The following is a 5,399-nucleotide window of genomic DNA, read 5'->3' as shown; positions in this document are numbered from 1 at the left end:
GGTGTTTCTTGCGGTCGCGGGGGGCGGCCTTGCGTAATGCGCGGGGCGACACGCCCGCCGCGCGCCCGAAGGTCCGCACGAAGTTGGACAGGTCGCCGAAGCCGACATCATAGGCCACGTCGCTGATCGAGCCCTGGTCCTGGGCCAGCATCCTCGCGGCGCGGCGTAGCCGCGAGCGGACCAGGTACTGGTGCGGCGTCACCCCCAGCACCTTGGCGAACAGTCGCAGGAAGTGGAACGGGCTCAGGCCCGCCTCCCGAGCCGCGCCGTCGAGATCGACCTGTTCATGGGCGTTGGCGTCGATCCAGAGGGCGGCCTCCACCGCCCGCCGACGATCGCGACCCACCGCCTGGGGCGGCGCCCGGCGCTGGCCGGTGACGACCGAGACGAAGCGCGCGGCATACAACATGCCCGCCTCGTCTAGCCCCACGTCGGACCGACCCTCGGCGGCGGATTGGGCGAGTTCGCCCAGCACGATCAGTTCGGGCAGCGGCGCGACGCCACCGGTGCGCCAGACCTCGGCCGATCCGCCCAGGGCCTCGATCAGCGCCGGCGACAACCGGAATGCCAGGCACTCGTCGCCGCATTGATGGTCGTGGGTGCAGACATAGTCGTCGCCCGACTGGCCGATGACCGTCGAGCCCGCGACCATTTCGAAGGTCTTGCCGCCCAGGCGATAGCCGAAGCTGCCCTTGCGCACGTAGGAAACACAGGTGGCGTCGTGGAACTCGGCGAAGGGCGCGGCCGAAGGACCAGCCTCGCACCGATAGTCGACCACTTCGATCGACCCTGTTCCCAGAACTGTCCGTACCGCCATTGTCCAAACCTAGCACGTGGCGGGGTCCAGAACTTGGCGATTCTTGCGTTGCCGCTCAGGGAATGATCCGCTGGCGGCGATATTCCTCGAACAATTCCAGGAACATGGCCTCGGTGTCCACGAACTCGTGAAACCCGAAGCGGCGGGCCTTCGAGCCGTCGCCGAACATGTCGTAGTTCCAGGAGAACACCGCGTCGCCGAAGGTCCAGGACGACACCTCAGAATAGGCCAGCGGCGCTAGGCCGTGACGCTCGACCATGGCCGCCCACAGCGGCGCCTTGTCGGCCATGACCGTGGCCAGGGACATCGGCAGCGGCGGCGCGACCTCCAGGTCGAAGGCCCTGGCGATCTTCGGCCACAGCTCGCTCCAGCGAAACAGGTCGCCATTGGTGATGTTGAAGGCCTGGTTGGCGCAGGCCGGGTCGGTCGCCGCCCAGACCGTGGCGCGCGCCAGTAGTCCGGCGTCCGTCATCTCCAGCAGGCTGTGATAGGCGCCGGGCTTGCCGGGAAAGCGCAGTGGAAGGCCGAGCTCTTTCGACATCGAGGCGTAGATCGCCAGGACCATGGTCAGGTTCATGGGAATGCCGGTCGCCAGCCCGCAAACCACCGAAGGTCGCAGCGCCGACCAGGTCCAACTCTTGCCGATCTGGCGGCGCGTCAGGAACGCCTGTTGATCGATGTTGAACTCGGGCGGCATGTGGTCGGCGTCGCTCTCCCGCGCCGGGGTCTTGAAGGGGCCCAGGTGCGCGCCGTAGACCTTGTAGCCCTGCATCAGGCTGACGTGAGCCAAGCCCTTCGCGACCGGCTCGATCGCATCGACCACATGGGTCAACATGGCGAGGTTCGGCGCCACCAGCTCTGCCCAGGTCGGGCGATCCTGGTAGGCGGCGTAGAAGATGTGGGTGACATCCGTCAGGGCCGAAAGCGTGTCGCGAGCATCGGCCGCATCCAGCAGATCAACGGCGACATAGCGGACGTTCCCAGCGTCCTCCGCACCCCGCCGCGACAGGCCGATGACGTCCCAGTCGTCCAGGCCGGCCAAGTGACGAACCAGGTTGCCGCCGATCACGCCGTTGGCCCCGACAACCAGGGCGACCTTCTTTTGCAGACTCATTGCGAACTCCATCCGTGGCTTGCGGCGCCGGAGATGGACCTGATGTGAGCCTCACTAAATGCGCGATATCGAAAGCCATTTATTTGCTATTCTAATGAATGCTTGATCGCCTGTCCGACCTTCGATTGCTGGTCCTGATCGTGGATCGCGGTTCCCTGACCCTGGCGGCGCGGGAGATGGGTCTGTCACCCGGCGCGGTGTCGCTGCGGCTCTCGGCCCTGGAACGCTCCATGGGGACGTCGCTTCTCCGGCGAACAACGCGACGGCTGCAACTCACCGAGGCCGGGGACCAGTTCTACGAGACCGCGCGGCGCGTGCTGGCGCAGGTCGACGACCTGCACGAGCAGATCTGTGGCGAACAGGGCGGCCTGAAGGGCGCGGTTCGGGTCTCCGCGCCGCAGGACCTCGGCCGCAGCCATCTCGCGGCGGCGATCGACGAATTCCTCGCGCGAAATCCGGCGGTCTCCGTGAGCCTCATGCTGTCGGACACCGCCCTGGACCTGACCGAAAGCGGTGTCGATATCGCGGTCCGCTACGGCCGCCTGCCCGACAGCGGCCTGGCCCTGCGCCGGATCGCCACCCATCGGCGATTTCCCGTCGCCTCGCCCGCCTATCTGGATCGCCTTGGGCGGCCAGCGCGACCCAACGCGTTGGTCGGGCACAACTGCATGACCCTGTTGCGCGCCGGCGGACGGTTCGACCTATGGCCGTTCCAGGTCGACGGGGCGGCGATCACGGTCAAGGTCTCCGGTGACAGAGACGCCAATGACGGCGACTTGCTGCGCCGCTGGGCGCTGGAGGGCCGCGGAGTCGCTTTGAAGTCGGCCTGGGACGTCGCCGACGACATCGCGGCAGGCCGGCTGGAACCTCTGCTGACCGCCTTCTGCCCCCACGACGTCGACCTGCAACTGGTCTTCCCGCCCGGCCGCGGCCGCCCGCGACGGGTCACCGCCCTGGCCGACCATCTGACCGTTTTCCTGCGCGGCCTGGACGAGCGACTGAACGAACTGGGCCTCGGCGTCCCTTGACAGCGTGGTTTACCCGCGTAATTTCGACTTGAGCTACAGGTGTAAGATGGCGATCCGCATCACCGAGGCCGAAAGTCAGGTCATGGACGCGCTTTGGCGCGACAGCCCGCGGGGCGCCGACTCCATCGTCGCCGAGGTGACCGCGCGCCAGGCCTGGGGCGAGGCGACCGTGAAGACCCTGATCAATCGCTTGCTGAAGAAGAAGGCCATCAAGTCCGAGCGGGTCGACGGTCGCCACCAGTACCGGCCGCTGGTGGCGCGCGAGCACTATCTGCAGGCCGAGAGCCAAGACCTGCTGGACCGCCTGTTCAACGGCGAACTCGCTCCGCTGGTCGCCCACTTCGCTAAGCACCGCGCGCTCAAGCCCGCCGAGATCGCGCGCCTGAAGAAGCTGATCGAGGACCTCGACGATGACTGACGTGGTGAGCGTTCTGGTGCGGGCCAATCTCGTGGCCAGCCTGGCGATCACCCTGGTCTTCGTCCTGCGCCTGCCCGCCCGGCGGCTGTTCGGCGCCGAGATCGCCTATCGCCTCTGGCTGATCGCGCCTCTGGCCTTCGTGGCGAGCCTGCTGCCCGCCGCCGAGGCCGCCCAGGCCCCTGCGCAAGCGCTGATCCTCCCGAACTTGACCCAGCCGCCCCCCGTGATCGCTCACGTATGGCTCGCCGGCGTCGTCGCCATGCTGGCTGTTCTGGCGCTCGGCCAGCACCGGTTCCTGCGTCGCGCCAAGGCCGGCGCGGCGGGCCCGGCGGTGGTGGGCTTCATCGCCCCCCGCATCGTCACGCCCGCCGATCACGACCTACGTTTCACGCCGGAGGAACGGTCCCTGATCCGGGCGCATGAACGGGCCCACATCGATCGCGGCGACCCGAGGGTCAACGCCGGGGTCGCCCTGGCCCAGGCGATCAACTGGTTCAATCCCCTGGCCCACCTCGCCGCCCATCACGTGCGTTTGGACCAGGAGCTGGCCTGCGACGCCACGGTGATGGCGCGACGGCCGGGCGAGCGGCGGCGCTATGCCCAGACCATGCTGAAGACCCAGCTCGAGAACGCGCCGCTGCCCTTTGGATGCTACTGGCCGGCGCCGTCACCGCACCCGCTGGAGGTGCGCATCGACATGCTGAAGCGGCCCCGTCCCTCGGCCTGGCGCACGATGATTGGCGTCGCGACGGTGGCGGCGCTCTCGGGCGCCACGGCGTTCGGCGCCTGGTCCGCCCAGCCGCCCTCGCCGGCGCGCCAACACTGGGTGGACCAGCCGACGCGCGAGGCCCTGACCCAGCGCCGGTCCGCCGTGGTCATGATGACGCTGACGCCCGCCCAAATGGCGGCTTTCAAGCAGCCGAAGCGCTAGGCCCAGCGCTCGCCGGTCCCGGCCAACGAAAAGGCCGGCGCCTTTCGGCGTCGGCCTCGTTTCGATCTGGACAGTGGGTTAGCGATCCAGCCGGTCTCGCCCGTCGTCGCCTTCTTCTTCGTCGTCCTCGATCTCGACCCTTTCGGGCTGATCTTGGCCTTGGCGATCCGGGTCCTGGTCCTGCTGTTGCTGCTGGCCCGGGTTCTGCTGTTGGGGGATGTTCTGCTGCTGCTGCGGATCGCGGTTCTGTTCGTCGCCCATGTGGTCTCCATGTTCTGCTTCGCGCCGCGATGGCGCCGGGACGCAGAGGCAATCCGTCCGCCCAACCGATGTTCCGCGGTGAAGCTGATCAACCTCACGTGATTCCGGCGTAGCTCTCGGCCCGGACCCTGCGACGCCGCAACGCGCTGACCGGCTGATCGCCCTATCGCGCGAAACGTCGAGTCCGGGTAGAAGGCGCGCCATGAGCCCACAGCCTGCCAAGACCCTTCGCCAGACCGCCGCCGAGTACGGCCTGAAGTCGGAGGAATACGACGTCATCCTCCAGCGCCTGAACCGCGAGCCGAGCCCCGTGGAACTGGGGGTGTTCTCGGTCATGTGGTCCGAGCACTGTTCGTACAAGTCCAGCAAGATCCACCTGGGCAAGTTCCCGACCACCGGTCCCCGGGTGATCTGCGGCCCGGGCGAGAACGCCGGGGTTGTGGACATCGGCGACGGTCAAGCCTGCATCTTCAAGATGGAGAGCCACAACCACCCCTCCTACATCGAGCCCTACCAGGGCGCGGCCACGGGCGTGGGCGGCATCATGCGCGACGTCTTCACCATGGGGGCGCGGCCCATCGCCCTGTTGAACGCCCTGCGGTTCGGCGATCCCAGCCATCCCAAGACCAAGCGATTGGTCTCGGGCGTCGTCGCCGGCATCGGCGGCTACGGCAATTGCGTGGGCGTGCCCACCGTGGCCGGCGAGACCAATTTTCATAGGGGCTACGACGGCAACATCCTGGTCAACGCCATGTGCGTGGGCCTGGCCGACGCCGACAAGATCTTCTACTCCGCCGCGCCGTCGGCCGGCCTGGCGGTGGTCTACTTCG

At 67.8% G+C, this 5,399-nt stretch carries 7 protein-coding genes; 4 read left to right on the top strand and 3 right to left on the bottom strand.

Going from position 1 to position 5,399, the window contains the following annotated elements:
- Together RMO04_RS04540 and RMO04_RS04535 are read right to left on the bottom strand one after the other, a co-directional pair.
- Positions 1–778: AraC family transcriptional regulator (locus RMO04_RS04540; protein WP_309643605.1), on the bottom strand; the 778-nt coding region annotated here is incomplete at its 3' end.
- Positions 779–872: 94 nt separating this feature from the next.
- Positions 873–1,931 (bottom strand): SDR family oxidoreductase, encoded by a 1,059-nt coding sequence (locus tag RMO04_RS04535; protein WP_309643604.1) that lies wholly within the window; start codon positions 1,929–1,931, stop codon positions 873–875.
- 98 nt (positions 1,932–2,029) lie between these two features.
- On the opposite strand from RMO04_RS04535, the gene RMO04_RS04530 reads away from it, so the two are divergent.
- From RMO04_RS04530 to RMO04_RS04520, 3 genes are read left to right on the top strand one after another with little or no spacing between them, the layout of a single operon-like run.
- Positions 2,030–2,959: a LysR family transcriptional regulator gene (locus tag RMO04_RS04530; protein WP_309643603.1), complete on the top strand. Its 930-nt coding sequence runs from the start codon at positions 2,030–2,032 to the stop codon at positions 2,957–2,959.
- Positions 2,960–3,011: 52 nt separating this feature from the next.
- Entirely contained in the window at positions 3,012–3,377 is a 366-nt protein-coding gene (locus RMO04_RS04525) for a BlaI/MecI/CopY family transcriptional regulator (protein WP_309643606.1), read from the top strand.
- On the top strand, positions 3,370–4,308 hold the full coding sequence (locus RMO04_RS04520) for a M56 family metallopeptidase (RefSeq protein WP_309643602.1): 939 nt from the start codon (positions 3,370–3,372) through the stop codon (positions 4,306–4,308). Before RMO04_RS04525 ends, RMO04_RS04520 begins: the two co-directional genes overlap by 8 nt.
- 78 nt (positions 4,309–4,386) lie before the next feature.
- On the opposite strand, the gene RMO04_RS04515 is transcribed toward RMO04_RS04520, so the two are convergent.
- Positions 4,387–4,569 carry a hypothetical protein gene (locus RMO04_RS04515; protein WP_309643601.1) on the bottom strand — a complete coding sequence of 61 codons (183 nt, stop codon included), beginning with the start codon at positions 4,567–4,569 and terminating at the stop codon, positions 4,387–4,389.
- A 202-nt stretch (positions 4,570–4,771) separates the two neighbouring features.
- Here RMO04_RS04515 and RMO04_RS04510 point away from each other — a divergent pair.
- On the top strand, positions 4,772–5,399 hold a 628-nt coding region (locus tag RMO04_RS04510), incomplete at its 3' end, for an AIR synthase related protein (protein WP_309643600.1).

It is taken from the genome of Phenylobacterium sp. (genome assembly GCF_031412415.1).
In the GTDB taxonomy this organism is placed as follows: domain Bacteria; phylum Pseudomonadota; class Alphaproteobacteria; order Caulobacterales; family Caulobacteraceae; genus Phenylobacterium.
The sequence above is the reverse complement of the archived record's forward strand: the minus strand, read 5'-3'. Positions and strand labels throughout refer to the sequence as shown.